The organism is Wolbachia endosymbiont of Chrysomya megacephala (assembly GCF_008245065.1).
Lineage (GTDB): Bacteria > Pseudomonadota > Alphaproteobacteria > Rickettsiales > Anaplasmataceae > Wolbachia.
This window is the reverse complement of record NZ_CP021120.1, coordinates 564,794-589,153: the sequence shown is the minus strand read 5'-3', so window position 1 is coordinate 589,153 and position 24,360 is coordinate 564,794. Positions and strand designations below refer to the sequence as shown.

General features: G+C 33.6%; 17 protein-coding genes and 1 pseudogene. 15 read left to right on the top strand and 3 right to left on the bottom strand.

The features are described 5' to 3' along the window. Positions 1–340: 340 nt before the first annotated feature. From purE to CAI20_RS02775, 7 genes are all read left to right on the top strand, one after another. On the top strand, positions 341–841 hold the full coding sequence (gene purE, locus CAI20_RS02810) for a 5-(carboxyamino)imidazole ribonucleotide mutase (RefSeq protein WP_007302433.1): 501 nt from the start codon (positions 341–343) through the stop codon (positions 839–841). Then, entirely contained in the window at positions 841–2,670 is a 1,830-nt protein-coding gene (mutL, locus tag CAI20_RS02805) for a DNA mismatch repair endonuclease MutL (protein WP_052264667.1), read from the top strand. The genes purE and mutL overlap by 1 nt, the downstream gene beginning before the upstream one ends. 414 nt (positions 2,671–3,084) lie before the next feature. Beyond that, the gene (hflK, locus tag CAI20_RS02795) at positions 3,085–4,110 is read left to right on the top strand and encodes an FtsH protease activity modulator HflK (protein ID WP_007302431.1); all 1,026 of its coding nucleotides are present in this window, start codon (positions 3,085–3,087) and stop codon (positions 4,108–4,110) included. A 2-nt stretch (positions 4,111–4,112) separates the two neighbouring features. After that, positions 4,113–4,985: a protease modulator HflC gene (gene hflC, locus CAI20_RS02790; protein WP_007302430.1), complete on the top strand. Its 873-nt coding sequence runs from the start codon at positions 4,113–4,115 to the stop codon at positions 4,983–4,985. Positions 4,986–4,988: 3 nt separating this feature from the next. Next, positions 4,989–6,452 carry a DegQ family serine endoprotease gene (locus tag CAI20_RS02785; protein ID WP_007302429.1) on the top strand — a complete coding sequence of 488 codons (1,464 nt, stop codon included), beginning with the start codon at positions 4,989–4,991 and terminating at the stop codon, positions 6,450–6,452. Positions 6,453–6,824: 372 nt separating this feature from the next. Continuing rightward, positions 6,825–11,492 carry a collagen-like domain-containing protein gene (locus CAI20_RS02780; RefSeq protein ID WP_149168774.1) on the top strand — a complete coding sequence of 1,556 codons (4,668 nt, stop codon included), beginning with the start codon at positions 6,825–6,827 and terminating at the stop codon, positions 11,490–11,492. 4 nt (positions 11,493–11,496) lie between these two features. Then, complete coding sequence (locus CAI20_RS02775; protein WP_149168773.1) at positions 11,497–12,813, top strand: hypothetical protein; 1,317 nt, start codon at positions 11,497–11,499, stop codon at positions 12,811–12,813. A 728-nt stretch (positions 12,814–13,541) separates the two neighbouring features. Here the strand turns inward: CAI20_RS02775 and CAI20_RS02770 are convergent. Continuing rightward, a pseudogene (locus CAI20_RS02770) lies at positions 13,542–14,625 on the bottom strand (alpha/beta hydrolase). A gap of 61 nt (positions 14,626–14,686) precedes the next feature. Here CAI20_RS02770 and terL point away from each other — a divergent pair. Further along, positions 14,687–16,084: a phage terminase large subunit gene (gene terL / locus CAI20_RS02760; RefSeq protein ID WP_012481978.1), complete on the top strand. Its 1,398-nt coding sequence runs from the start codon at positions 14,687–14,689 to the stop codon at positions 16,082–16,084. 122 nt (positions 16,085–16,206) lie between these two features. Beyond that, entirely contained in the window at positions 16,207–16,728 is a 522-nt protein-coding gene (locus CAI20_RS02755; protein WP_007302421.1) for a pyrimidine dimer DNA glycosylase/endonuclease V, read from the top strand. A gap of 208 nt (positions 16,729–16,936) precedes the next feature. Here the strand turns inward: CAI20_RS02755 and trmB are convergent, their stop codons facing one another. Next, positions 16,937–17,581 (bottom strand): tRNA (guanosine(46)-N7)-methyltransferase TrmB, encoded by a 645-nt coding sequence (trmB, locus tag CAI20_RS02750; RefSeq protein WP_007302420.1) that lies wholly within the window; start codon positions 17,579–17,581, stop codon positions 16,937–16,939. 103 nt (positions 17,582–17,684) lie between these two features. On the opposite strand from trmB, the gene CAI20_RS02745 reads away from it, so the two are divergent. Genes CAI20_RS02745 through CAI20_RS02735 form a run of 3 tightly spaced genes read left to right on the top strand, consistent with a single transcriptional unit; the run spans position 17,685 to position 19,996 of the window. Next, positions 17,685–19,337, top strand: coding sequence for a 30S ribosomal protein S1 (locus CAI20_RS02745; protein ID WP_007302419.1), 1,653 nt, complete (start codon positions 17,685–17,687; stop codon positions 19,335–19,337). A 19-nt stretch (positions 19,338–19,356) separates the two neighbouring features. Beyond that, complete coding sequence (locus tag CAI20_RS02740; protein ID WP_007302418.1) at positions 19,357–19,635, top strand: HU family DNA-binding protein; 279 nt, start codon at positions 19,357–19,359, stop codon at positions 19,633–19,635. A gap of 43 nt (positions 19,636–19,678) precedes the next feature. Further along, positions 19,679–19,996, top strand: a complete 318-nt coding sequence (locus CAI20_RS02735) for a cell division protein ZapA (protein ID WP_007302417.1) — start codon at positions 19,679–19,681, stop codon at positions 19,994–19,996. On the opposite strand, the gene CAI20_RS02730 is transcribed toward CAI20_RS02735, so the two are convergent. Then, positions 19,974–20,240: a succinate dehydrogenase assembly factor 2 gene (locus CAI20_RS02730; protein ID WP_019236875.1), complete on the bottom strand. Its 267-nt coding sequence runs from the start codon at positions 20,238–20,240 to the stop codon at positions 19,974–19,976. The genes CAI20_RS02735 and CAI20_RS02730 overlap by 23 nt on opposite strands. A gap of 99 nt (positions 20,241–20,339) precedes the next feature. Between CAI20_RS02730 and rseP the strand changes: the two genes are divergently transcribed. From rseP to CAI20_RS02715, 3 genes are read left to right on the top strand one after another with little or no spacing between them, the layout of a single operon-like run. Then, positions 20,340–21,455, top strand: coding sequence for an RIP metalloprotease RseP (gene rseP / locus CAI20_RS02725; RefSeq protein ID WP_149168771.1), 1,116 nt, complete (start codon positions 20,340–20,342; stop codon positions 21,453–21,455). Between the two features lie 7 nt (positions 21,456–21,462). Then, a complete protein-coding gene (gene bamA / locus CAI20_RS02720) occupies positions 21,463–23,796 on the top strand; it encodes an outer membrane protein assembly factor BamA (RefSeq protein WP_007302415.1) in 2,334 nt (777 codons plus the stop codon). Next, complete coding sequence (locus tag CAI20_RS02715) at positions 23,797–24,357, top strand: OmpH family outer membrane protein (RefSeq protein WP_007302414.1); 561 nt, start codon at positions 23,797–23,799, stop codon at positions 24,355–24,357. Positions 24,358–24,360 lie beyond the last annotated feature (3 nt).

Genomic DNA, 24,360 nt, shown 5'->3' with positions numbered 1-24,360 from the left:
TAAAAAAGTAATTGCAAAGAAACAAATAAAAGGATGTAACTGTAGAAATCTTTGCCGTATTGTCAAAAGGTAAGTCTCTAATACTCTTATAGAAAAGTGTAGACAATTGTGATAAGCAAAATTCAATACTAGCTTACAAATCGTCTTCTTGCTTCCACCGCTTTGCTTCTAAAAAGATTATGAATAGACCCTTATATCCGAAATTTATACCTCTATATTTTAATATAGGGATTCATTTCAATTTTTAAAGTTTCTATTTAATAAGAATGCTATATCATATTCGTAATTTAATTTAAATATCTGTTGCTTCTGAAATACTATTTGGTTAGTAAATAAAATCATGTCTAATACAGAAAAAATGAAAAAGGATGTTGCTGTAATTATGGGAAGCGAGTCGGATTATGGCACTATGGTGCATGCTATTAACCTATTAAAAGAATTGGAAATTTCACATGATGTATTTATAATATCCGCACACAGAACACCAGAGAGACTCTTTAATTTTACTAAGTCTGCTCAAGAAAAAGGCTTTAAGGTTATTATAGCTGGTGCAGGAGGAGCGGCTCATTTACCTGGTATGACTGCATCGCTTACTTATTTACCTGTTATCGGTATTCCTGTGCATAGCAAGCAATTAAATGGGCTAGATAGTCTATTATCTATAGTGCAGATGCCAAAAGGTGTTCCAGTTGCAACAATGTCTATAGGAGAGAGTGGAGCATGCAATGCCGCTATTACTGCTGCATCTATATTGTCGATTTCTAATAGTGAAATTGCAGATAGATTAAAAAAATGGAGAGAGGGGCAAACTAAAGCAGTAAAAGAAAAACCAACATTATAATGGCAATAGTTCTTTTAGATACAAAAACCATAAATCGTATAGCAGCAGGAGAGGTAATAGAAAGGCCTGCAAGTGTGGTAAAGGAATTAGTGGAAAATGCAATAGATGCCAGAAGCTCAGAGATAGAAATTAAGATAGAAAGTGGTGGGCGTAACCTCATTACTGTAATCGATGATGGTAGCGGAGTAAAAAAGGATGATTTAGAACTTGCGTTTATGCGCCATGCTACTTCAAAATTGAGTGACAGTGAATTGATAGAGATCAAGCATCTTGGCTTTAGAGGAGAAGCTTTGCCTTCAATTGCAGCAGTAAGCAGAATAAAATTATCATCTAAGGCAAGCAAAGCAGATCAAGCATGGTCTATAAGGTATGAGGGGGGAGAAAAAATAGGAGAGCTTGTTCCTTATCCTTTATCGATAGGAACATATATTGAAGTACGAGATTTATTTTTTGCCACACCAAATAGACTAAAATTTCTCAAAACCGAAAGGGCAGAAACACAAAGCATTGTTGATATTGTAAACAACTTAGCAATGATCAATTATGGAATTGAGTTTACTCTTATCTCCGATAATAAGAAGCTTCTTAAGTATGCTAAGCAGAACTCATTATTTAGCAGGCTATGCGAAGTAGAAGAAGAATTTCATGAAAACTCTTTGCAAATTAGTGAAGAAGAAGATGGCATTAGACTTACAGGATACATCTGTAAACCTACTGTCAATCGTAGCAATTCAACTCAGATCTATACATTTGTTAATGGTAGACCAATTAAAGATAATCTACTTATTGGTGCAATTCGTTATGCGTATCACGACCTTATTCCAAGCAATAGATATCCTTTTGCAGCGCTGCACTTAGAGATACCGTATGATCAAGTTGATGTAAATGTGCATCCAAATAAATCAGAGGTAAGGTTTCAGAACAAGAGGCTAATATATGAAATAGTGAGAAGAGGGCTAATAAAAGTGCTATCAAAGAGAATAGATCTTGCAGAAACTGTATTGGCCCAGAATGGAACAACAACGAATCATCTATCATCAGATCCTTTTAGTAGGTCTAGTCTTAAAAATGAATTTTATGGAAGAAGGTCGGATCCTTTTGAAAACCAGTTAATGAGAGAGTTTACTTCTCCAAATATAGAGACAAAAAGCTTATCAGAACATTCAAAATCGTTTGATTATACTGGTATGCAAAAATCTCCTCCACGAGCAGAAACTACAATTTTGGAAAGGAAACAAACCGATCTAATAAGGGATTATCCACTTGGGTTTGCACACTGTCAAATCTACAATACTTATATTATTGCCGAGGTAAGAGACAAACTAATTATAGTAGATCAGCATGCAGCCCATGAAAGACTAGTATACGAGTGCTTAAAGGAGAAATCAAGTATAAAAAGACAAAAACTTCTTTTGCCTGAAATGGTTGAAATCAAAAGTCAAGCCGGTATGGAAATGATAGAAGTTTATAAGGATAAGCTTTTCGAAATGGGCTTTGATATCGAAATTAAATCAGAAAATGCGATCATAGTAAAAGAAATACCTGCAATCTTAGGGTCAATAGATGTGAAGAAAATGCTAATTGATATAGTGGATAGATTAATAGAAATAGAAGATACTCTACCTATAGAGGATAAAATAAATAAAATACTAGCTACAATTGCTTGTCATGGATCAATTAGAGCAGGTAGAAAGATGAAATTAGAGGAGATGAATGAGTTGTTGAGGCAAATAGAAAAAACACCATATTCTGGACAATGCAATCACGGAAGACCAACCTATATAGAAATGAAATTAAGCGATATTGAAAAGTTATTTGAGCGAAGGTAAGAAATTGTCACAAATGTGTATAGATTATACAACCCTAGTTTCGTCATCTCAAAACTCAGATACACAATTGTTCGAACATTGCAATTTGCAGGTAATTTGTATAGTAGATAATGTCATTCTATTACTTGACGATGATTTATTATGCAGCTACTTGATTAAAATTAAGTTTCCTAAATCCCAGGCATTGTCTTTTATGTTAATAATTAATATACAACTAAAGATACTTATCAAAAACGACAATAAAGAATTCAAAAAAAGCCAGAAATTCTGTAGAATTGACCATATAATATAGAGAAAAAGGAAGTGTATGATCACATCCTTCACTCCGATCATTAATCTGCAAACAAAATAGTTTTGCATTTTTTGATAAGATTAAGTAATATCAGCGTATTAGTTATACAATTAATAATTTTTATGGATGAGCGTAATCCTTGGAATCTTGGAAAGAAACCGTCAGGTTCAAGTAATGAAGATATTTTAAGTAAAGCTGTGTCTGATATAAGATGCTTTTTTAATGGCTTAACCAGAAATAGAGGGAAAAAACCTTATTTCATCATTTTTATTGTTTTGTTGTTTTATCTTTGTACTGGTTTCTATATTGTCCATCCGAGTGAGGAAGGTATAGAACTTACTTTTGGCAAATATTCCAATACAGAAACATCTGGTTTGCGTTATCACTTTCCCTACCCTATTGGTAAGGTTTTTAAAGTGAATGTTAAAGAAGTAAATCGTGAAGAAATTGGGATAAGCAGCTCTTATGGGCGAGATACAGATCGTGGTGAAGGAGTGATGCTTACCGGAGATGAGAATATAGTCAACGTTAACTTTGAGGTCCAGTGGCGAGTTAGAGATGCCAAAGATTATTTATTCAAAGTGCGGGATTATAAACCTGGTTTCAGCGTTAAAAATGCTGCTGAAAGTGCTATGAGAGAAATAATAGGTAAAAATACGATCTCTTTTGCACTCGAAGGTCAAGGTAGGGCTGAAATCTCCAGAGATACTAGAATTTTATTGCAACAGATTCTTGATGGATATCAAATGGGTATAGAAATTTTATCTGTTCAAATGAAAAAAATTGACCCACCAGAAAAAGTGATTAGCTCATTTAGGGATGTACAAAGTGCTCGTGCAGATAAGGAGCGTACTATAAACGAAGCATATGCTTACAGTAATGATATTATACCTCGTGCAAAAGGTGAAGCAATAAAGATAAAATTAGATGCAGAAGCATATGAGAACGAAATAATAAATGAAGCGAAAGGTAATGCAAATCGCTTTTTATCTCTTTATGAAGAATATAGACAAAATCCTTCTCTTGTTAAGAATCGTATTTATCTTGAAACTATGGAAAATATTTTTAGCAAGGTAGATAAATTTGTTATAACAGACGATCTGAAAGGTATGTTCTCTTATTTACCTCTTACAAATCTAGGAAAATAGTCATGAGTAGTAATATTAAAATTGTTTTTGCTTTTGTATTTGTTGCATTATTGATTGCATTATCTAATTCAATCTTTGTTGTTCAAGAAACAAAACAAGCAATAGTTATACAACTCGGTAAAGTCGTAAAAGATGTTAGGGACAGTGGTTTATATTTTAAATTGCCATTTATAAATAACGTAGAATTTCTTGATAAGAGAATTTTAGATCTAAGTCCTGATAAAACTCCAAGGGAAGTGATAACTGCAGATCAAAAGCGTATTATAGTAGATGCTTATGCAAAATATAAAATAATAGATCCTATCACTTTTTATCAGACTGTGAAAAATGAATCAGGGCTAGTTAGAAGATTATATCCTGTCATAGAAGCTCACATAAGGGAGAATATAGGAAGATTTTCATTAATTAGTTTATTGAATGAAAAGAGATCAGAAGTTATGCAATTAATTCAACGTGGAGTTTATTCTGAAGCTGGAAAATTTGGCATAGAGATAATAGATGTAAGAATTAAGAGAGCAGATCTACCAGAAGAAAATAGTTCTGCAATATTCCGCCGCATGCAAACTGAAAGAGAAAAGGAAGCAAAAGAAATTAGAGCAGAAGGAGAACAAGCTGGACAAGAAATTAGATCAAAAGCTGATAAATTAAAAAGGGGAATTGTCTCTAGTGCAGTAAAAGAATCACATGAAATAAGAGGCCGTGGTTATGCTGAAGCAACTAGAATCTATAATGAGGCATTCAAGGTTGATGAAGAGTTTTTTAACTTTTATCGCTCTATGAAAGCTTACAGTAAATCATTTGCTGAGGGTAATACTAAATTTGTGCTTTCACCAAATAATAATTTCTTAGATATTTTGAACAAGGGATGGAAATAGTTTATGAAAAGTAAAGCATTTATTTTATCTATATTTGCATATTTTTTAATTTCATTTGCTTCATATGCTAATCTGTTTGCAAAAACAGTTGCAGATCCTGTATGTAGTTGTAATAAAGGGCTTGCTGATATAGTGGAAGAACTTATTCCCGCAGTTGTAAATATTTCAAGTGAGCAAATAGTTAAGCAAGAAAATAACAGTAGAACTAAAATTCCCTTTACGCCAAGAAATAATTTCTTTGATGACTTTAGAGAATTTTTCGAGCATTTTGATCAATTTTTCGATAGAGCTCCTAGCATTAATAGAGAAGTGACGTTACTTGGGTCTGGATTTATTATAGATAAAAGTGGAACCATAGTAACCAACTATCACGTTATTAAAAATGCCCAAGATATTACAGTTACTATGAACGATAATACTTATTTCAAAGCAGAAGTTTTAGGCTATGATGCAAAAACTGATCTTGCTGTGCTTAAGATTAATTCTGATAAAGATCTTCCTTTTGTTGAATTTGGTAATTCTGATAAAGCAAGAGTTGGTGATACAGTTATTGCAATAGGCAACCCTTTTGGTTTAGGTGGCTCTGTAAGTACAGGAATTGTGTCTGCAAGATCTAGAGACATTAGTATTGGTACTATGAATGAATTTATTCAAACTGATGCTGCAATTAATAGAGGTAACTCAGGGGGACCACTATTTCATCTAAATGGAAAAGTTATAGGCATTAATACTGCTATTTATTCCCCATCTGAATCTGGCGGTAACGTGGGTATAGGCTTTGCTATACCATCTAATCTAGCTATTTCAATTATTGACACATTAAAAAGTGGTAAAAAAATAAAACATGGTTGGCTTGGCGTGCAAGTTCAGCCTATAACAAAAGAATTTGCTGAATCCTTGGGTTTAAAAGATATCAAAGGTGCATTAGTTGCAAGCGTAGTAAAGGGCAGTCCTGCAGAGAAAGGAGGAATCAAAGTAGGTGATATACTATTAGAGTTTGACGGCAAAAAAATTGATAGAATGACGCAATTACCTCATATGGTTTCACGAACTGAGCCCGGAAAGAAAGTACAGGTTAAGTTACTTAGAAAAGGTAAAGAAGTCAATATCAAGGTTGCAATCGAGGAATCTACAAATGATGATTCAGGTAATAATCAAGAAGAAAATAAATCAACATCTAGTTATATAAGTGGTTTAACCGTTTCAAATTTGCCAAAAGAACTAAAAAACAATGCACCCACAAAGGGTGTAGTAGTTACTAGTGTAGATAGTAGTAGTAATTCTACACTACGTGTTATTAAGAAAGGTGATATAATTATTCAACTAGATGGAATCGATATTGAAAATACTAATGATTTTCAAAAACAAATTGATTCAGCAGTAAAAAAAGACGGCAAAGATTCAGTAATGCTGCTTATTTACCGCAACGGCAATCAATTTTTCACCTCAATCAAATTGAAGAAGTAGCTATTTATCTAGCTGGTCATGAAAAAATTGCTTGACAAATTTAACTAGCTTCTTTACCCTGAGGGTAAGGGTGTTTCTGTAGATTAATAAAATTTGTCCCTATACTGAAAACCTTTCCAACGAGGTTATGAAAGAACTAGACTTCAGTATCAAGCACTGGAACGATATCATCCATAAGATGAAAGAGCTGTAGTGGTAAGAAACTGGATGATATAAAGCCTTTTGATAATCAGTTTAAAAAGGATAACTTTCTTTCACAAATTAATTTATAATTAAATTAGTATAAAGCATAATCATATTTACTTATCATCATTATTAATCAATAATTAATACCCATAAATTAATTATATCTAATCGCAAAGGGAGGTGGAGATGCGTTTTAAACTAGAAAAGGAAGGTATCCTACAAAACGATTGTAATAATAGAACTGGTCGTAGGATACCTGCACAAATAAGATTAAATAACAAAACAACATTTAGCCTGCCTAGTGTATCTTACATTATCATCGACAACAATATTGGCCTGAGTTTTCAAATTTGGGATTTGAAGCATGACGTGGGAAGTATACTAAACAACTTATCTGAATGGCCACAATTAAAGCTAGAAAGGGTAGGAAATGATTACAAATTCGCTTTAGTTACTAACTCTGATCAACCTTATTATTATTACTATGATGGCAAAAATACTATCATAGCTACTATTGATCGTATACCTCATGGTTACACAAATGGTTTACATGTTAAGGCATATAATCGTGAAAGCTGTAGTATTTATTATGAACTGCTAGAAAACAGGAAAGTTTTAATAGATCCAAAAGACATAATTAGTAGCGAAAATGTCAGTCTTATTTTGGAAGATCTTAAAAGTTCACCTGATAAAAGACTCAAAATAAAAATAGGAGACTATTTGTTTAAAGAATCAAGAAATATATACAAATTATATAGGAGCGCTCAGGTATATGATTCAATTGGTAGAAAAGTTGGCATATTGAATGATATCAATTCAGCATTTACTCGTATAAGCAATACATTCGAGTTATTCCCTTTTCATGAAATGGAGAGCTTGAACGCACAAGATACCTATTTTGCAGTAAAAAAGTTAGGCAATAGTTATGTTGGTTGCATATCGTATGAAAATAGCACATGCAAAAATTTTTATAATTTTAACCCTAATTCTTTTGGGTATGAGCACGACAATAGACCAGGTCCATATCCTTATTATTATAACTTAGAAAATTTTGATAACTTTTTGGAGGTTGATGTGAATATTCAAGAACATATAAATTTAGAAACAGAAATTGAACTTTTAAAACGCAGAATAGACAGATTAGAACGTACTGGTGTACAAGGTCCTAAAGGTGAGCCAGGTGAAAGGGGACAAAAAGGTGATAGAGGCTTCGATGGAGCGCCTGGTCCTCAAGGTAACAAGGGGGATACTGGATCGTCAGGTGCGCATGGATCAAAAGGTGATCAAGGACCTAAAGGAGAAAAAGGGAATCAAGGCACTAATGGAATAACTCCAAGTATTAGTCAAGTTGTTACCGAATTTTCTTCTAACAGAGCCCATCTATATCCTTTAGCAGCAGCTATAATGGAAGAAGATCAGAGTAATTCCATGGGATTTTCAGAAAGAATAGCACATCTTTTTGGTGAGCGTGTAAAGCGAGAAGATTCTTTAAAAGCGTTAGTTAAAGGCGTACAAGGTCCTCCAGGCCAAAAGGGCGAACCAGGTCGTAACGGTCAACGGGGGTTAAAGGGCGAACAAGGTCCCAAAGGTAATAAGGGTGACCGAGGTTTTCCTGGTCCAGAAGGTTCTAAAGGAAATACTGGCTCAAAAGGTGAGAAGGGAGATGCCTCAAGTGCTATAGAAATTGCAACTGAATTAGTTACCAGTAAAAAAGCTGAGCTAGGAGAAGCAGTTCTTAACGCAAATGGTATCAAAGGTGAAAATCTTGCAACTCAGATTGCCGGTAAAATTAATCTTAATTCGCAGGAACTTGTGAATAAAATTGATGTAGCAAAACTTACTGAAGGAGTAGTAAGTAAACTTTCTTTAGAGGAAGCAAAAAACATTATAAAAGATACTGTGAGTAAGATAACAAGCGATGCCACAAAGAAAAATAATCCCGATCCTATAGCCTTCCAAAAATATGAAAAATTTGCAGAAAAGCTTGCTAAACTACTTGTTGATAGAAGCAGTATGAGCGAGATAGAAGCTCACAATCTTATAAAAGGTAAGGTGAGCGATTGGGCACTTGCTAAGTATCTTCTGCTTCATAGTGATTTAAATAATCAGCCAAAGGCTCTAGAAATCGTGAAGCAAGAAATAGACAAGGAAAAATTAGTTGAGTATTTGCTTGAGTATGCCAAATTAAAAGGCGATGTGAATGCAGCAAAAACAATAGTTGAAAATATTGTTCATCAGTTCTTTGACACTCAAAAAGTAGGTGAATTAGGAAGAGCAGTACTAGAAGCAAAAGATGATCAAGATAAAAAAGTGCTGGTAAATGATCCAGTCTTACGTGAAGGAATAGCAGAAGAATTGAGACAAAATCCAGGAAAGATAAAAGGTCCCAAAGGAGATACTGGTTCTAAAGGTGATAAAGGAGATACCGGAACAGATGGATTGCCAGGTGCACAAGGTCCTAAGGGAGAGCCAGGCATAAAAGGTGAGCCAGGTATAAATGGAACAAAGGGAGATATTGGTCCTAAAGGATTAGACGGAGCCATGGGAATAAAAGGTGATATGGGTGAGAAAGGAAAGATAGGTTCTAAAGGTGACAAAGGAGATACTGGGTCTAAAGGTGATAAAGGTAGAGATGCAAGTCCTGAAGAAGTTGCACAAAAATTAATTAATAATGGCACTATTGCTAATCAGGTGCTTGAATATCGTGACCAAGGCGGAGATTTAGTATTAGAGAAGCAAGTTGCAGGAAGAATTATTAGTAATCAAGATATTCAAACAGGAATAGCCATTGCATTAGCTGATAACAGAATGGAAGAGCTAGCAGATGTGTTACTAAGTGATTCTAATCATACATTAGTAGAAAACCTTGCAAATAATACCGAGCTAACACAAAGCATTGCAGAAGAACTAAGGAAAAATCCAGGAGAAGTCCAAGGTCCAAAGGGAGAAAAAGGAGATATAGGTCCTAAAGGATTAGACGGAGCCATGGGAATAAAAGGTGATATGGGTGAGAAAGGAGAGATAGGTTCCAAAGGTGACAAAGGAAAACCAGGCACGAATGGATTGCAAGGTCCAGAAGGTCCTAAGGGAGAGCCAGGTATGAGGGGCTTCAATGGTACACAAGGTCTTACAGGTAACAAGGGTGAGCCGGGTATAGAAGGATTAAAAGGAGATATAGGACCTCAAGGTATAAAAGGTGAGCCAGGTATAAATGGAACAAAGGGAGATATTGGTCCTAAAGGATTAGACGGAGCCATGGGAATAAAAGGTGATATGGGTGAGAAAGGAGAGATAGGTTCTAAAGGTGACAAAGGAAAACCAGGCACGAATGGGTTGCAAGGTCCAGAAGGTCCTAAGGGAGAGCCAGGTATGAGGGGCTTCAATGGTACACAAGGTCTTACAGGCAACAAGGGTGAGCCCGGTATAGAAGGATTAAAAGGAGATATAGGACCTCAAGGTATAAAAGGTGAGCCAGGTATAAATGGAACAAAGGGAGATATAGGTCCTAAAGGATTAGACGGAGCCATGGGAATAAAAGGTGATATGGGTGAGAAAGGAGAACCAGGTGCAAATGGATTGCAAGGTCCAGAAGGTCCTAAGGGAGAGCCAGGTCTGAGGGGCTTCAATGGTACGCAAGGTCTTACAGGTAACAAGGGTGAGCCGGGTATAGAAGGATTAAAAGGAGATATAGGACCTCAAGGTATAAAAGGTGAGCCAGGTATAAATGGAACAAAGGGAGATATTGGTCCTAAAGGATTAGACGGAGCCATGGGAATAAAAGGTGATATGGGTGAGAAAGGAGAGATAGGTTCTAAAGGTGACAAAGGAGAACCAGGTGCGAATGGGTTGCAAGGACCTAAGGGAGAGATAGGTTTGCAAGGACCTAAAGGTCAAGTTGGTAGATCTGGTCTTAAGGGTATGCCAGGTCCACAAGGTCCAAAAGGAGATACCGGAGCTCCAGGTGCGAATGGATTGCCAGGTTCCAAGGGAGAAGATGGAATAGGTGCTACATTAGCTGATCAGTTTTTACGTGAGATAAGAAAAGCAAAAAATGAAACTCTGGATGCTAAAAAAGCAGCAGAGGCAGCTAAAAATGCTTCAGAAGGTTTTGCCAAACAAGCTAAAGATACGGAAGATAAGGTTAAAATACTACACAATCAAACAGTGAATCTTACAGGAGAAGCTGAAGATTCTGCTGATCAAGCACTTCAATCCGCAGAAAATGCGGAAGCATTGCATAGTAGCGTAAGAGATATGTTTTGTACAACAAATCCTGCAGATCAAGTTTGTAGTGCACGCAGAAGAAGGAGGGAAACTAAAAAATCATCAGTGACAAGCGGAGCAAGCAGACCAACTTCATTTATATCTCAAGTAATAAATTTCTTTTACCCTGCGGTAGGACAGGACAAATATAAAGTAAAAAATGAAATAGAGGAGCTTAATCGAGTGACAAAAATAATAGATGCAGTAGATATTGTAAAAAAATTTGAAGAAGTATTAGGAGAAACAGCTGTGAAATGCGGCATTTCAAAGAAAAGTCTAAATTTTAATCCAGTAGAACTGCAGTCAACCATTATCAATAAGTCATTACTTAATGATGAAAATCATAATGAGTTGTTGAAGTTCTTGTGTGTAGCTGCGAAAAAATCATTACCTGATTACAAACAAACTAGTAAATGTTTGGCTACTTTCAAAGATCATATGGAAAAAAGATTAAATGAGCAGCAAAGAGCTTTCGTTAATACTGAAAAAATAGTGGCAGATAATGAGCAGCCAAGGAGTTTTATGAGTTATGTCTCTCCTCCTAGTAGCCTAAGTGCCATTAATCAGCAAGTTGTTGGTTATTTAAGGTAATATCATGGAAAAACATATATTTAAAATAGAGGATAAAAATCCGCTCTATAAAAAATTGATTAAACTTCCTGCTGAATATTATATATTAAACAAAAATAGTAAGGTTATCAATTTACATATTGGTACAATTAAAGTAGAGGATATTAATGGTTTGAAGTTAAAGAAGCAGGGAGATAAAATATCTTTATATGAAGGAAACTTACCCCTGCAGGCAGAAAGATCTGATGAAAGTGGAAACTCTATTAAAGAGGATCTTATTGTAGAACAAGAAGCTATAATAAGTACAAATAGAAACAATATTATAGAAAAGCTTGAATCAAAACCTATCTTGATTTCGCTTTACAACATAAAAGATAGTCCTAACTTTGGCCTCAAATTGTCTGGTAGAGATATAACTGGAGTACTCAATTTTATCAATTTTAACGATGAAAATGACCCAGTACTACAAAAAATTCAAGAAGAAAAAGGTGGACTTTATTTTACAATAGAAGGTGATTATATCTATATATCAGATGAAGAAGGAAAATGTCTTCCAGTATGTGAAGATGGTAGTTGCTATAAGTATCAATACACAAAAAATGAGCATGATATATTAGAAATTAGTGAGATATCAACAATAATAAAAAACTTAACTAAAACTGAGCAATGCAGTGCACCAGCTAAGGCAGGGCAGAATTTTACTTTGCAAAAGGGAAAAGAATTATCGGATAATATCTATCAAGCAGATATCATGTTAAACGGTAAGCTTGTAGCTACTTTACCAAAAATAGGTTACTGCATGCTTGATGACCAATTGGTCATACATAATCACGTTACAGAAGAAGAGATAAAAATTCCTAGAAACTTTCATTATCTTAAAGTCGTTAAGTCTAGTAATAATGATGATTATAAATTAACATTTTGTAATTTCTTAGGTAATGAGTTTTTTGAACATAAAAAGTATGATTCTCAATACTCAAATGTTCCAGATGAATACCAGTATACAAGTTTAAACTATATGAAAAAGGGATATAAGCCAAATTTCTGCAAGTTACTTAACGATAAACCATCTTTTTTTATTGCAAAAGGAACTACTAATCAAGATTCTTCAGGCCACTGCCCAGCTGATGTATTTGAATTAACAAAAAGTGAGAAAATGGCTACATTAATTGATCAATTTGGCTTTTTCAATAAAGAGGGTAAGTTTCAATATTGTGATTACCATACAAAAGCAGATTACGATGTTTATGATTCTTATAAAATTAATAAAGAGTACAAAACAACAGATGAATTTCTCTTCAATGATGACATAGTTCTTTATACTATTCCAGAGCTATCTTAACCACGCACAAAGTATATTATAATTGTTTCAATAATTGTTTTTAAAATTGAATCGAGTAGACTTTCAAGCAGTGTAAAAATGTATTTTTTTAGTTTAGATTCGCTACCATTTTGCCGCTCGTTAGTAACGCAGTGGTTTTGTAATAGAACACAAGCTGCAAAAACTTAAGGAAAAAATGGGTCAGTGCTTGACACTGGCATCTAGTTCTTTCTATCAAAAATGCTGTAAAGTGTTCACCAATTTAGTTGGATACCAGTACTGGTATGATATTATGAAGACCTAGCAGTTTATGACGGTGTCATTCCAGCGCGTGGCGCTGGAATCTAGTTCTTATTACCTGAGTCTTCTGGGTCCCAGTACTCGTATGACAAGAAAAGGGAGTATTGGTTTCAGCATTAGCCATGCATCTGGATCCCAGTATCAAGTACTGGGATGACAAGAGAAAGAGGACACTGGGATGAAATTATGAAGGCCGGGATAAACACTATGAGGACTGGAATGACATTATGAATGCCTAGCAGTTTATGACGGTGTCATTCCAGTGTGGAATCCAGCTTTTTTGTAACTTCATTGAAAATATCGTATAGCTATTTGTTCACAATTAATTCTTCTGGATCCCAGTACTCGGATGACAAGAAAAGAAACACTGGTTTCAATATTTGCATGCATCTGAACAGATACAGATGGCTAAAATATTGAAGAAAGCATACGCGTCAAGTTAAGAGCAACTACCTTCTTTGACTTGTCAAGAAAGGTCTTTTTTCCCCAGATTCTATTATCACATGCTGAAATGACATCTCTTGCTTCTTCATGTGATTATGCAAAAAGCCCTTTGAATTTTTGCAGCTTGAAAAATCTTTATAAAATTTACTTTCTTTAAATGCTTTAATCTTCTCTTCATTATTTAATGAGCCATATTTAGAAAAATATTCATCTGTAATGTGAATATATAAACTAATCAACTCAGGAAAAGTGTAATCAGTTTTGTTGGAAGACTTTAAACACGTAATTGGCAATTTATGTATATCTTTATCAGCTTTTTTAGAATCAATACATTTATCATTCTTTCTTAATGTTGTATGCTGCTTGAAAAATTCTTCATATTCCTCAAATCCTTCAAATACTTCTTTTTTTTGGTAATCTTTTCTTCTACCGCTTTGATCTATTTTTTCTATTTCTGTTGCAAGTTGCGCTGGCTGTTTTATCGTTTTATCTCCCTCTCGATTAAAGTACATTGTATAAGGAGTAATTGAATTTACGATTTTATATGTCTTCCAGTGGCAGCCAAAAATCTTCAGTACCAATCTGATTATCGGAGCAAGAAAAATTTTTAACTTTGCCATAAAACCAAAGTAATAAAGAGACGCTTGTTTAAGTGAACTAGCGGCATTGCTAACGATACATCTTAAATGTATATCCTTACCCTTAAAATTTTTATGAACCTCTGCAGCCACATGTCCACCTAGGCAGTCTCCAAACAATATGATATCATCTGGCTTTATACCTTTTTCCAATAAGTTAGTTACAACTGCTATACCAGATTTAACTCTATTGCTACGTATCAATGAACTGTTTTTACTTAAACCAAGTCCAGGATAATTAAAAAGATGTACATTGCTCTGTGGCCCAATTCCAATTTTGGGAATAATCTTTACCAGGGCTTAACGCTCTATTTCCACCAATAAAGTATATCAGATGTTTTTCACCTCGATTATTGTTTTGATTTTTACCAAGAAGCGTAATTGTCTCTATTTTTATCCCGTTTTGAGTTTTTATAAATTCTCTCTCAGTTTGCTCTCTTGTTTCTTTCATATTTTAACTCTCACTATAATTATACAAAAAAATCTTAAAAAATCAACAAAATCTCAATTTTATGAACAATATAAACTTTTTAAAATTCATTGAATTATGCTTTCAAACGGTAGTACCGGGGTGTGAGTATAATGATTATCAATATATAAAAGTCATAGCGGATAGGCTTGAAGCGGCAAGTTCAGGTGAAGTGAAAAGAATAATATTCAATATGCCTCCGCGTTCAATGAAGTCTATTTGTGTAAGTGTTGCATGGCCCGCATGGATACTCGGAAATCAGCCAACTGCAAGAATAATAGTTGCAAGTTATTCTCGGCTCCTCAGCGAAAAGCACTCACTCGATACCAGGTGCATAATGCAATCTGATTGGTATAGAGAGCTATTTCCGAAAGTAGAATTATGCAAAGATCAAAACACTAAATATAAATTTCAAACAGTGCAAAGAGGATGTAGGATTGCAACATCAGTTGGGGGAACATTAACCGGTGAAGGTGGAGATTTCATTATCGTGGATGATCCACTAAGTCCCGCACAAGCTTTGAGCGAAACATTTAGAAAGCGTGCTGCAAACTGGTTTGATCAGGCTTTAGTAACCAGGCTCAACGACAGAAAAAAAGGAGTTATCGTTCTTGTGATGCACAGACTCCATTTAGAAGATTTAACTGGTCACCTCCTCTGTAAACCAAGAAACATATGGCATCATGTCTGTTTACCAATAATAGCTGAAGATAAGGAGATTATTTATTCAGTTAATAATCATATTCCAGAGCATGAACAGGAAATATACTCAAGAAAAGAAGGTCAATTGTTGTATTCCCTAACTGAAGGAAAAGAAGAAATTGAGATGATAAAAGCTGAACTTGGGAGTTATGGTTTTGCTGCTCAATACCAACAAAACCCTCTACCACTTTCAAGTGCTATAATTAAACGAGAGTGGTTGAAGCGCTATAAAAATTTTCCTGATAGCCTCTTGCATGTAACACAAAGTTGGGATACTGCAATTTCAACAAACAATACAAGTGACTTTAGTGTCTGCACTACCTGGACAAAAGTAGATAATACATTCTATTTACTCGATGTATATCGCGCAAAACTTGAATATCCAAAACTTAAAGAGAAAGTTCTGTCGCTGGCTGCAAGGTGGAAGCCACACGCAATTTTAATCGAAGCAAAAGCAAGCGGTCAGCAATTGGTTCAGGAGCTCAGGAAAAACAGTGATTTACCTATTATTCAAATAGTACCACATGATGACAAATTAACTCGATTTCACCGAATTGTCCCAATTATAGAATCTGAGCGGGTTTTTCTCCCTAACCAAGCAGTATGGCTTAGCGACTTTGAGTATGAGATTTTAATGTTTCCAGAAATCCGTCACGACGATCAAGTAGACAGTACCGTGCAATATCTTCAGTGGGTGAGAAATAATATTGCTAGAGTGGTAGCGATACGTTCATTGTAGCTTGAAAAGGTTCCTCGGAATTGTGTATAATTTTTTTAACTGAGTTTTATCCATTTTCTGAATGATATTTTAGGGTTTATTGAAATAAATACTACGCAAAAATTCTATCTCTGGGTGCTTAGATGAATATCTTTATATTAGACGAAAATCCTGTAACTGCAGCACAAATGTTATGCGATAAGCACATAGTAAAAATGCCGCTAGAAACTGCTCAATTGCTTAGCAGTGTTTTTTCAATAGCATTAAAAGAGCCAAATCCTTTAGTCAGCATTACAAACCAGAATATAGAAGTTCCATATAAACTTACTCACAAAAACCATCCTTGTTCTTTATGGGCTAGACAATCAAAAGGAAACTTTGATTGGTTAATAAAACATGGAAAAGAATTGTGTATAGAATATAGCTTGCGATACAAAAGAACGCATAAATCCGAAGAAGTTATAGATTGGTGCGATAATAACAAGGATTTGCTAATATTTCGATCAGCTGATATACAAGCTTTTACACAAGCGTTACCTGATCGATATAAATGTAATAACCCAATAGAAGCATATAGAGAATATTACCTAAAAGAAAAGATGAGATTTGCTAAGTGGGAAAAAGGTAGAGAAGCACCAGATTGGTTGCTAGACAAAATGCTATAGGTTATAAAATTATCCAAACCGATCATAAAAAAGGTAGAATTGAAGTTGCAAAAGCAATGCTGGCTGATAATGTTGATGTTTATCAAGTTTATTGATCTTTCTATTTGTGAGATTAAAGAATTCAGTAAACTGTTATTCCCAGTATATGGTAGGCTACTTGCACTATAGAGTGTCATGTACACATCTGTACTAACAAGCAGAGGTAAATCTAAGTCAGTTTAGATATAACATTTACTTTAAAAAACTTTATTTTACGCTGATATTCTAGCGCTTTTCTGTGGTATTTTGTTGGGGTATAATTTGCAAAACTATCTTCCTTATAGGTTAAAAAATTACACTGCTTTATATGTAACTCTATCCACTCTGCATAATCCTGATGATCAGTTGCAATAAATATTTCACCTGTGACAAGTATTTTTTTTGCTAATAAATTTAAAAATTCCGTATTAATTAACCGTCTTTTGTTGTGACTTCTTTTTGGCCATGGATCTGGAAAGAGAATAAAGAATTTTTCAACACTGTTGTCAGGAAAATTGGCAATTAATTCTCTTGCATCTTCTGTCCATATTAAAATATTTTTTATGCTGTGTGCTTCTATGCTTTTTAGCAAGGAAGAGACCCCCTTTAAATAAGGCTCACATCCTATAAATAATAGATCAGATTCATTGAATGCCTGATGGAGCATATTTTCACCATTACCGAAACCTATTTCTACTCGTATTCTTTTTTGTAAGTCTACGATCTTTTTTATAGATTCCTTGCTGTTTTTAATAGAATACTTCTCCAAAACATTCAACTTCAACCTAGATCTTCTGGAAAATGACCTAATCCAATTATTATTCCTAGATAACATATCTTACATAACTTAATCTTTTATAGCTTAAACAATTCTCGAAATGAATTAATGAGAATTTACTTGTCACTAATTATTAATATTATATAATATATGAGTTCTAATGAAGTTAAAATTAAAAGGTATGGAAAGTACAGTTGCTATCAAGAGGCTATCATCAAATAGGTTCATAGAAGAGATATTTCAAGATCAATTTGATAATCAAGACAATGACTTTTGTGAAGATTCTTTTGCTAACAAAATCAAAGAAGGAGATGTGGTAGAAGGTATAATCACAAGAAGAAATTCTAATGATATTGTGGTTGATGTTGGTTTAAAGTCAGACGGAAGAATTCTGATTAAGGAGCTCAGTTGTAATGATGATATCACTGTTGGCTCGAAAATTAGAGTTTATGTTGAAAGAATTGAAGATTACCATGGTAATGTTGTTCTTAGTCGTGAGAAAGCAATCAGAGACGAAAAATGGAATAAATTGGAAGAAAGCGCAGTTACAAAAGATGAAGTAACAGGAATCATTAAACGCTCAATTAAATGCGGTTTTATTGTTGATCTTGGTGATGGAATAAGTGCGTTTTTACCGCTGAGTCATGTGGATTTGAAGCAAATAAAAGATGCTAATCACCTTATTGAAACTGAACAAAAATTCATCGTGCTTAAAATGGATAAGAAGCAGGGGAATATTGTAGTATCAAGAAAGCTGGTATTAGAGAAATTGCATGCTGGTGAAAAAATTAAGTTTTTAGAATCTTTAAATGAAGGTGATGTAGTAGAAGGCAAAATAAAAAGCATCACTCACTACGGTGCATTTGTTGGCATTCATGAATCAGATACAGTGGGAGTTATAGATGGGCTGCTACATATTACAGATATCTCTTGGAGTAATGTAAGTCATCCATCTGCAATTTTTTCTTATGGTCAGCATATAAAAACTAAAATTATAAAAATAGATAGAGAAAATGGAAAAATCTCCCTGGGTGTAAAACAATTAGGAGACAATCCTTGGCAAGATCTAGAGTCAAAATGTCCAATTAACAGCGTACACAAAGGATGTGTAACGGGTATAAAAGATTGTGGATTCATTGTTGAGATTAAACCTGGGATTGCGGGTTTGGTACACTCATCAGAAATAACTTGGAGCAAGAGTAATTTACCAATTAGTAGTTTTGTAACAATAGGACAAGAAGTGGATGTAAAAATTCTCGGTATTGACATTATTAAAAATAAGATGAGTTTAAGCACAAAAAGGTGCGTAGAGAATCCTTGGCAAGTATTTATTGATAAATATCCTCTTGGTTCTATTGTTTCTGGTAAAGTTAAAAGCAACAATGGTTCACAAATATCTGTGACTTTTGATAATTCTGAGATATCTGAGGACGTAGAAGGAACAATTTATATGCAAAATCTAAGTTGGTCGAAAAACAATTCAGATGAGATAAAAAAGTATAATGTAGGTGATGAAATAGAAGCAAAAGTGATAAGGGCTAACGTAGATCGGACAAGAATTTATCTTGGAGTAAAACAAATAGAGTATGATCCTCTTGAAGAACTGATAGAGAAAGTTAAAGTAGGGGATAAAATTCAGGTTACTGTAAGTAAGAGAGAGGAAAATGGTCTAATCGTTGAAATTGAGAACAATGTAACCCTTTTAGTAGATCAAGAGCATTTACCAGAAAATAAAAAGTTTTCTATATCAGAAAAAATACAAGTTGAAGTAGTAGGTGTTGAAAAATATAATATAATATTATCTGCCAAATAACTTCTTGTGCTTCATATAAATGGCAACGAAATCTGATATAATAGCAAAAGTGGCAAAAAAAAACCTTTTGTTAGATAAGGTTATTATAGCAGCCATAGTTGATAGTTTTTTTCGAGTGTTTTCAAACACGTTAAAATATCATAATAGAGTTGAAATCAGGGGGTTTGGTTCTTTTTCAATTAGAAGCTATAACTTGAAAGAAGCAAGTAATTTGACGTCACAGAAGGTTGCAAAACATCAATACTTTAAAACTTATTTTCGTAGCAGTAAAAAGTTATCCCTCTTGATAAATGAATGAAAATCTATATTGTAAATTTGAAAGTTGTACAATATAGCATCATATGCAAGTAGTAGAAATAGTTATACATAATAACACATATAAAATATCTTGCGAAAGTAAAAAGAAGGACCATTTATTACAACTTGCTAATAGCTTCAACAAGCTAGTTAGCTCCATATCTCAAAGAACTGGAGGTAAGGGCTCAGATGCATTAAATTTCTTACTTGCAGCATTGACTCTCGAAGACAAAATTTTAGAATTAACAAAGCGATTAGACGAAATAAATCAAGAATGCAAAAAGTATAAGGAGGAAAAAAGAGTAGAATATGCTGAAGTATTAGATAGGGTAAACAAGATTATTGGGTGCATAAGTGATTAAAGGAAGCAATCAAATCGACTACCTCACTACTCAAATCAGGGGGGAGAAGTCTCTTACGAGTTATGTAACAATATAATTCGCAATCATCAAGATCAACTATTTTTTCGTATTCAATTAGTTCACTTAAGGAAAATTTATCAAGATATTTCAATGCAAAATGCCCTAAAAGTATATCAGTTTCTTTACAACCCCTATGCCAACTCCTATACATCAGTTTTCTTCTTAATAAGGAGATATCTATCATTGTCATTAAACTTTTTTTTAATTTAAAGACTAAACTAAATACTTGTCAAGCAAGGCGCATTTTAATATACTCAACGTTTGATTAAGATTTAAAACATAGGTGGAATTAATTTCTCATCAACTTAGCGCTGGAATATATTATTTTTTATCGTTTTCTTTAATAATTTCTATCATGGTATTCGTGCATGAATGTGGGCATTATATTGTCGCTAAAGCATGCAAGGTTAAAGTTGAATCTTTTTCTATAGGCTTTGGTCCTGAAATTTTTGGTTTTAACGACAAGTCTGGAACTAGATGGAAATTAAGTGCCTTTCCATTGGGTGGTTACGTTAAAATGTTAGGGGATACTAATGCAGCAAGCGTTCCTGTTGATCAACAAAAATTAACTGAAGAAGAAAAATTATACTCATTCCATACAAAACCTCGATATCAAAAAGCAGCAATAGTTTTTGCAGGGCCTTTTGCAAACATGATATTTACCGTTATAGCCTTCACAATATTTTTCAGCGTGGCAGGTTATTATCGTACTCCACCAGTAATTGGTAATGTAATTGAAGAAAGTGCAGCAAAGCAAGCTGGCCTATTACCAGGTGACACTATTACACAGATCAATGAGTACAAAATAAAATACTTTGAAGATATTTCACGCGTGATAATGTCCAACCCTGAAACAAGAATAGAAATTAAGTATAGCAGAAATAACGAAGAGTACAGAACTATTCTAACTCCGTTTACAGTTGAGGATAGAGATGTCTTTGGTAACATAATAGAAAGAAAAACTATAGGAATTACCTCAATTAATATGATAGGGTTAAAACAGTCATCTTTTCTTGGAGCTGCTAGCCTATCAGTGAATGAAACCTACCACACTATGTGTTTAACAATCAAAGCACTCTTTCAAATTGTTGTTGGTAAAAGGAGTATAAATGAAATAGGTGGGCCAATAAAAATTGCAAAATATTCAGGGCAATCAGCTAAAAAGGGACTTATTATGGTTCTATATTTTATGGCAATTATTTCAGCGAATTTAGCTGCAATTAACTTGCTGCCAATACCACTACTAGATGGTGGGCATTTATTTCATTATATTATAGAAGCAGTTATACGTAGAGATTTGAGTTTGAAATATCAAAAATATGCAGCCACTTTTGGTGCTACCATACTGTTTTTGTTGATGGCAGTTGCAATCACAAATGATATTAGGCATCTTTTTTAAGATACATATGAAAAAGTTATTTCACATACTAATAATAATATTTATTTCTTTTCCCACTCTACTTGTTGCTCTAGAAAATAAGGAAAAAGTACAGATAAAAAATATTAAGTATATTGGCAATGAGCGAGTAAGTGATCAAACAATAAGGTTTTATACAAAATTAGAACCAGGTAATCATATAAATGATGATGATGTAGATTCAGTTATAAAAGATTTATATAAAACAAAGTTATTTGCTAGTATTAACGCCTATATCGATGATAAAAAAAACTTAGTAGTAAAAATTCATGAGAATCCATTGATTAACAAAGTAATATTGAAAGGCAATAAGTTATTTAACAGTAAAGAGTTGCTAAATAACGTTATCCAGTCAAAATCACTAACTATTTTCACTGAAACAAAATTACAAAACGATTTAATAAATCTAGCTACTCTTTATAGGAACAGTGGTAAAATTGGTGTTAAAATTGCATATGAGCTAGATAAGCTTGGTAGCAATAGGATAAACCTAATTTTTAAGATAAAAGAAGGAAGAACTTCTAAAATTAAGGGTTTACGATTTATAGGTAATAAAAACTTTTCAGCAAATGAGTTAGAGCAAGTTATCAAAAGGCATAGCAATGATATATTTAGTAAGTTATTTAGAGCCATTTTTAAAAGCGGAACTCATTATTCACCTCAATATCTACTGATTAACACAGAACTGCTTGATCGCTTCTATTCATCTAAGGGATATATTCAAAATAATATCCAACCAATTGTTGAGGTTGATAATAATAACCAAATAGAGTTAACTTTTTTGATTGATGAAAAGCAGCAATACTTATTTGGAAATAATGAAGTTGATATTGAAACTGAGATTAAGGATTTAAGTTTAAGGGAAGAAATATTAGAATTTATCAAAGAGGAAAATAATCAAATATTTAATAGAGTTAAAATTAACAATACAGCAGAAAAAATAAGTAAACATTTAAACGAAAAAGGATATATATTTGCAAAAGTTAATCCAGAATATACACAACATAACAATATTGTAGATGTAACTTACAAAGTGCTACCAGGTAAAAAGATTTATATAAACCAAATTACTATTGATGGCAATGACCGCACTTTAGATAAAGTAATTAGAAGAAAACTTAGCATGGCAGAAGGCGACGCATATAACACATCTGAGATTCAAAAATCACGTAGAAAACTTATATATAGCGATTTTTTTGAAACAGTAAAAATAAATAGTTATATAGTGGATGACAATGCAGTGAATCTTGATTTAAATGTTAAAGAAAAAAGAACTGCCTCGTTATCTTTAACAGGTGGTATGTCTCTTCCTGGTGGAGTATTTGTTAAAACCGATTTCACAGATCGTAATTTATTTGGTAGTGGTAAAGAAGTATCTTTTGCTCTTGAAAAAAGTCAATATGTTCTTTCTACTAGTATAGACGCTGTTGAAAATAATTTTAACGACTCTGATACTTCACTAGGCATGGGTGTTTTTTATGAAAAACAAGACAAACCAAACACTACTTTCGATACCTGCAACTGGGGAGGAATAGCAAAAGTATCATATAAAATCTCAGAAAATCTAACCAATTCCTTTCAATATTCTTATAAGTATAATCACATACACATGGACAATAAGGGTGGAAAAGATGAGGATATCTCTGAGATAATAAGAGATCAAGAAGGTGAGTATCAGGTTTCATCAGTGGGATACACGTTAGCGTACAATAAACTGGATAACCTCTATACTCCTAAAGAGGGATATTTATTGCGCTTAAATCAGGATATTTCAGGATTGGGAGGAAATGTAAATTTCCTAAAATCTGAATTCTTATCTTTTTATACACATCCTATATTAAGCAAAATTGATGATGATATAACACTGCGCTTTAAAGTAGCAGCAGGTCATATTTTTTCTTATACCGATGAAGATCTAAACATTGGCCAGCACTTCTTTAAAGGTGGCAATGAGATTAGAGGATTTGACCTTTCCGGCATTGGACCAAGAGCAGAAGACAAAAATCAAAGCTCATTGGGAGGCAAAACTTATTTTAATTTAACACAGCAAGTAGATTTTCCACTATCTAAATTATACGACTATGCTGGTATCAAAGGCTCACTATTTGTTGACTATGCAACACTTTTTGGTTTAGATGAAAAGAAGGGATATAGTGGGAAATATTACGATAGTAAGCTTATAAGAGTATCACCAGGTTTTGGCTTTTCAATGCCTTCTCCTTTTGGTAGAATTAGATTAGATTTTGGGTTTCCTTTAGTAAAGGAAGCTTATGACATAATACCATCGACAAACGTTAAAATTTCTATTGAAGCGGGGATTTAAATGAAATATATACAGTTATTTACATCAGTTATTGCCTTAATTATTTCCTTATTTGTGGGGTATAAGTTTGTAGGGTATCAACCTCAGAGCACGCTTAATACAAAGGCTGCCATTATTGATAGTGATAAGGTTATCAATGAATCTCTGGCTCTGCAAAATATACAACAACAAATAAAGGAGCAGAATTCTAGATTACAGAAGGAATTTGAAAATGAGTTAGAAAAATTTAAGCCATCGAAAGAAGAATTTGACCTTTTGTCAGAAGAAGCAAAAAAAGAAAAGACAGAACAATTTAGTAAGCATACTGTAAGTGTTAGGGATAATTACGCTAAGAAAATGTCACATTTAGAAGAAAATTATAGAGAAGCAGTAGAAAGTGTCTTTAACAAGATAAAAGAAGTTGCTAAAAGAACAGCAGAAAAAAACAACATAGATTTGGTACTATTTATTTCAAAAAAGAATCAAGTTTTATACTCTATGGATGAAGTAGATTTATCGGATGTAGTATTAAAAAATGTAAACAAGGAAATACCCGAATTTGCTTTGCAAAACATTGAATAGACT

Excerpts from the sequence above, each read along its gene's own strand:
- purE (WP_007302433.1), top strand. The coding sequence starts at position 341 with ATGTCTAATACAGAAAAAATGAAAAAGGATGTTGCTGTAATTATGGGA.
- mutL (WP_052264667.1), top strand. The coding sequence starts at position 841 with ATGGCAATAGTTCTTTTAGATACAAAAACCATAAATCGTATAGCAGCA.
- hflK (WP_007302431.1), top strand. The coding sequence starts at position 3,085 with ATGGATGAGCGTAATCCTTGGAATCTTGGAAAGAAACCGTCAGGTTCA.
- hflC (WP_007302430.1), top strand. The coding sequence starts at position 4,113 with ATGAGTAGTAATATTAAAATTGTTTTTGCTTTTGTATTTGTTGCATTA.
- CAI20_RS02785 (WP_007302429.1), top strand. The coding sequence starts at position 4,989 with ATGAAAAGTAAAGCATTTATTTTATCTATATTTGCATATTTTTTAATT.
- CAI20_RS02780 (WP_149168774.1), top strand. The coding sequence starts at position 6,825 with ATGCGTTTTAAACTAGAAAAGGAAGGTATCCTACAAAACGATTGTAAT.
- CAI20_RS02775 (WP_149168773.1), top strand. The coding sequence starts at position 11,497 with ATGGAAAAACATATATTTAAAATAGAGGATAAAAATCCGCTCTATAAA.
- terL (WP_012481978.1), top strand. The coding sequence starts at position 14,687 with ATGAACAATATAAACTTTTTAAAATTCATTGAATTATGCTTTCAAACG.
- CAI20_RS02755 (WP_007302421.1), top strand. The coding sequence starts at position 16,207 with ATGAATATCTTTATATTAGACGAAAATCCTGTAACTGCAGCACAAATG.
- trmB (WP_007302420.1), bottom strand. The coding sequence starts at position 17,581 with ATGTTATCTAGGAATAATAATTGGATTAGGTCATTTTCCAGAAGATCT.
- CAI20_RS02745 (WP_007302419.1), top strand. The coding sequence starts at position 17,685 with ATGAAGTTAAAATTAAAAGGTATGGAAAGTACAGTTGCTATCAAGAGG.
- CAI20_RS02740 (WP_007302418.1), top strand. The coding sequence starts at position 19,357 with ATGGCAACGAAATCTGATATAATAGCAAAAGTGGCAAAAAAAAACCTT.
- CAI20_RS02735 (WP_007302417.1), top strand. The coding sequence starts at position 19,679 with ATGCAAGTAGTAGAAATAGTTATACATAATAACACATATAAAATATCT.
- CAI20_RS02730 (WP_019236875.1), bottom strand. The coding sequence starts at position 20,240 with ATGATAGATATCTCCTTATTAAGAAGAAAACTGATGTATAGGAGTTGG.
- bamA (WP_007302415.1), top strand. The coding sequence starts at position 21,463 with ATGAAAAAGTTATTTCACATACTAATAATAATATTTATTTCTTTTCCC.
- CAI20_RS02715 (WP_007302414.1), top strand. The coding sequence starts at position 23,797 with ATGAAATATATACAGTTATTTACATCAGTTATTGCCTTAATTATTTCC.